A 234-nucleotide genomic window follows, 5' to 3' on the forward strand; every position below is an offset into this window, starting at 1 on the left:
TTAGGGGCCAGCGCGGCCACTTTACGCATTCCCGTGGCCCAGTTAGGCGCGCTGATCGGCTGCGTGTGCGTGCTCAGCGTGGCTCGGCTGCGCGGTGTGGGGAGCGACCCGGTGCGCTTGGTGTTAGCGGGTGCCGCGTTTTCCGGGCTGCTCGGTTCGCTCAGCGCACTGATGCTGCTCTACGACCAGCGCGCCGCCGATGAGATTCGCTTTTGGGTGGTGGGCAGCTTGGCC

The 234-nt window shown here is 67.5% G+C and carries 1 protein-coding gene; it reads left to right on the top strand.

The genetic code is table 11. The features are described 5' to 3' along the window. Nucleotides 1-33 precede the first annotated feature (33 nt). The coding region (locus tag R0J88_RS23705; protein WP_410901414.1) for an iron chelate uptake ABC transporter family permease subunit at nucleotides 34-234 on the top strand (201 nt) is incomplete at its 3' end.

It is taken from the genome of Pseudoalteromonas sp. SIMBA_162, from assembly GCF_046535955.1.
Taxonomy (GTDB): Bacteria; Pseudomonadota; Gammaproteobacteria; order Enterobacterales; family Alteromonadaceae; genus Pseudoalteromonas; species Pseudoalteromonas marina.